The organism is Arthrobacter sp. Dra40 (assembly GCF_059091905.1).
Map to the genome: position 1 here is coordinate 1 of NZ_JBNHHB010000372.1, position 3,275 is coordinate 3,275.

Below are 3,275 nucleotides of genomic sequence, written 5' to 3' on the forward strand. Positions count from 1 at the left end.
GTCAATCAGACCACCCAGATCGTGGCCAACGCCCCCCGTTATGTCGACGAATTCCTAAACTCGCCCTTTTTCCAGACCATCGACAAGCAGTTCCAGGTGCGGGAACGCATCGATGACGAGTTGGCGAAGTTCTTTGCCAGCTCGGAGAACGTCTCGGGGATCTTCGGCGGCGTCCTCGGCGTCGGCAGTGCTGTCCTTCAGGGCGCCTTCGGCGCGTTGATCGTGCTGGTGCTGACGCTGTACTTCCTGGCCTCGCTTCCGGCGTTGAAGATCTGGGCCTACCGGCTGGCTCCCCGGTCACGGCGACCGCAGGTCCAGCGCCTGTCGGAGGAGATCAGCAGCAGCGTGGGCAGCTACGTGATCGGGCAGGCCTGCGTGGCCCTGATCAATGCAGCCGTTGCCTTCATCGCCATGACCATCGCGCAGGTGCCGTTCACCGCCTTGCTGACCTTCGTCGTCGCCCTGCTGGCCTTCATCCCGCTGATCGGTGCCGTGATCGCCGGGACGTTCGTGTCCTTGGTCGCCCTGACCGTGGGGTGGCAGACGGCGGTGCTGTTCGCCATCATCTACTTTGCCTACCTGCAGATCGAGGCGTATTTCGTATCCCCCCGCGTGATGCAGCGTGCCGTGGCCGTGCCCGGCGCCGTGGCGGTGATCGCCGTGATTGCCGGAGGATCACTGATGGGTGTGCTGGGCGCCCTGATGGCGATTCCGGCAGCCGCATCGGTGATGCTGCTGCTCAAGGACGTGTTCATTGTCCGGCAGGACCGAAACTGACGCGACTCAGCGGTAGCGGTAGCTGCGGATCTGCCAGCATCGCGGATGCCAGTGCCGCCTCTCGGCCAGCGCGGTCTCGCCACCGAGCAACGAGTCGGCGCGCCATGCGACCAAGTGCTCGATCCCGGGGCCTATGGTCCGGTTGCAGCCGGGGCAGGTGTACTCCTTGGCAGCGTTCGAGGGCGTGATGCGCCGGACGTTCCATTCCCCGTCGGGCGCATTCTGGCGCTCCGGGATGCCGGCACGGGCGCGGTCCACATCGAACTCGCCGACCCGCTCCCATTTGCTGCTGCCCGTCCCGGAGCGGCGGCGCGGACGGTTGGAACGGGGCATGCCATCCATTCTGCCCCACCGGCGCTGTCCGCTCCGAACCACGTTCCGGTGCGGCCCGGCCCGCTCCGGCCCAGATCCCCGTCCGGTCCCGCCCCGATCCGGTCGGAGCGGTCGCGCCCCGATCCGGCCCGATCCGGTCGGATCCGCACGGAGCCGCACACGCGGGCCAGTCCGGAGCACACTGCGGGCACCGGTAAAGTGGCCTACTGTGCGTCTTGTCATTGCCCGTTGCTCCGTTGATTACATTGGCCGCCTTCGCGCCCACCTGCCGCTGGCCACCCGCCTGCTGATGGTGAAGGCGGACGGCTCGGTCCTGATCCATTCCGACGGCGGTTCCTACAAGCCGCTTAACTGGATGAGCCCGCCGGCCACGCTGCGCGTCGCCGGGCCTGAGTCTGACGACGCCGAGTCCGGGGTCCAGGAGGTCTGGCATGTCCAGCACGCCAAGAGCGACGACCGTCTGGTGATCAGCATCCATGAGCACCTGCACGAATACAGCCACGACCTGGGCACCGACCCCGGGCTGGTCAAAGACGGTGTGGAAGCCGATCTGCAGCGCCTGCTGGCCGAACAGATCCACCGCCTCGGCCCCGGCCACACACTGGTGCGGCGCGAATACATGACCGCGATCGGCCCGGTGGACATCCTGGCCCGCAACGCCGATGGCGGCACCGTGGCCGTTGAGCTCAAACGCCGCGGCGACATTGACGGGGTGGAACAGCTGACCCGTTATCTGGAGCTGCTCAACCGCGATCCGCTGCTGGCACCGGTCAAGGGCATTTTTGCGGCACAACAAATCAAGCCGCAGGCACGGGTCCTCGCCACCGACCGCGGCATCGAGTGCCTGACGCTGGACTACGACGAGATGCGCGGCGTGGACGACGCCGATTCCCGCCTGTTCTGACGTGTGGCCGGGCTGCCTGGCCACCCGTCGAACTCTTGCTTAATAAACGATTGAATTGCCCTTTGTACCGTTGACCACCCATGGGCCTTATGTGATGCTTAACTCAGTCTTTGTGTAGGTGAGTTTTTCATGCTCGCAAGACGTGTTGCGAGTGTGAAGCTCCTCGGCGTCCGGCCCGCTGGCCGTGTCGTTTGGATCTTCCACGGAGTAACCGGGTTGGTACGAGGTGTGCCGGCTTGAATTTGTTGACGATGAGGAGATTTAAATGGCACAGGGGACCGTTAAGTGGTTTAACGCGGAAAAGGGCTTCGGCTTCATCACTCCGGATGAGTCGGATGCAGATGTCTTCGTTCACTACTCGGAGATCCAGTCGGGCGGATTCAAGACGCTCGACGAAAACCAGCGCGTGAGCTTCGAGATCGGCCAGGGAGCCAAGGGCCCGCAGGCCACCGGCGTCACCGTCATCTAGCTTCCGCTGAAAGACTGCAGCCGTCCACGACGGCGCGCGGCAGGCAGAACCCTTCCGGAGATTTCCGGAGGGGTTCTGCTGTTTACGGGCTTAGGCAGGCAGCCTCGGCGGCCCCAGACGGACTACATCTGCGCCCAGCGCCCGCAGGCGCTCGTCGAACCGCTCGTATCCGCGGTCAATGTGCTCCACGCCGTGGACCTCCGTGGTGCCCTCCGCGACCAGCCCGGCGATCACCAAGGCTGCCCCGGCCCGGATGTCGTTGGCTTCGACCGGAGCTCCGGAGAGCTGCGGTACCCCCTTGATCAGGGCGTGGTGTCCGTCCAGCCGGACCACGGCACCCAGACGGGACAATTCGGCGGTAAAGCCCCAGCGCGCCTCGAAGACGTTCTCGGTCACCATCCCGTGTCCGTTCGCCACCGCGTTGAGCGCGACGACGAACGGCTGCAGGTCAGTGGGGAATCCGGGATACGGCAGCGTCGAGACGTTGATTGGCTCGGGGCGCCGGGGGCCTTCCACGGTGAAGCTGTCATCCGTTTGGGTGATTCGGCATCCGGCCTTCCCCAGTTTGTCCAGCACCACGGCCAGATGGGCGGGATTGGACTTGCCCACTTCCACGGTGCCGCCGGTGATGGCGGCGGCAAAGGCCCAGGTCCCGGCAACGATCCGGTCCGGTACGGTGCTGTGGCGCACCGGGTGAAGGCGCTCCACGCCGGTGACCACCAAAGTCGGCGACCCGATCCCTTCGATGCGGGCGCCCATCGAGACCAGCAGGTCAGCGATATCGGTGATCTC

At 65.4% G+C, this 3,275-nt stretch carries 5 protein-coding genes; 3 read left to right on the forward strand and 2 right to left on the reverse strand.

Annotation, left to right across the window (positions count from 1 at the left end):
• A partial coding sequence (locus tag AC5RWT_RS35945) for an AI-2E family transporter (RefSeq protein ID WP_494084393.1) occupies positions 1 to 777 on the forward strand: 777 nt, incomplete at its 5' end.
• Positions 778 to 783: 6 nt separating this feature from the next.
• On the opposite strand, the gene AC5RWT_RS35950 is transcribed toward AC5RWT_RS35945, so the two are convergent.
• Complete coding sequence (locus tag AC5RWT_RS35950; protein WP_494084394.1) at positions 784 to 1,110, reverse strand: Rv1322 family protein; 327 nt, start codon at positions 1,108 to 1,110, stop codon at positions 784 to 786.
• A gap of 208 nt (positions 1,111 to 1,318) precedes the next feature.
• Here AC5RWT_RS35950 and nucS point away from each other — a divergent pair, with 208 nt between their 5' ends.
• On the forward strand, positions 1,319 to 2,014 hold the full coding sequence (gene nucS, locus AC5RWT_RS35955; RefSeq protein ID WP_494084395.1) for an endonuclease NucS: 696 nt from the start codon (positions 1,319 to 1,321) through the stop codon (positions 2,012 to 2,014).
• A gap of 265 nt (positions 2,015 to 2,279) precedes the next feature.
• Entirely contained in the window at positions 2,280 to 2,483 is a 204-nt protein-coding gene (locus tag AC5RWT_RS35960; RefSeq protein ID WP_493966153.1) for a cold-shock protein, read from the forward strand.
• A gap of 90 nt (positions 2,484 to 2,573) precedes the next feature.
• Here AC5RWT_RS35960 and AC5RWT_RS35965 read toward each other — a convergent pair.
• A partial coding sequence (locus AC5RWT_RS35965; protein ID WP_494084396.1) for a UDP-N-acetylglucosamine 1-carboxyvinyltransferase occupies positions 2,574 to 3,275 on the reverse strand: 702 nt, incomplete at its 5' end.

Coding starts and splice junctions, on each gene's coding strand:
- AC5RWT_RS35950 (WP_494084394.1), bottom strand. CDS start 1,110: ATGCCCCGTTCCAACCGTCCGCGCCGCCGCTCCGGGACGGGCAGCAGC.
- AC5RWT_RS35960 (WP_493966153.1), top strand. CDS start 2,280: ATGGCACAGGGGACCGTTAAGTGGTTTAACGCGGAAAAGGGCTTCGGC.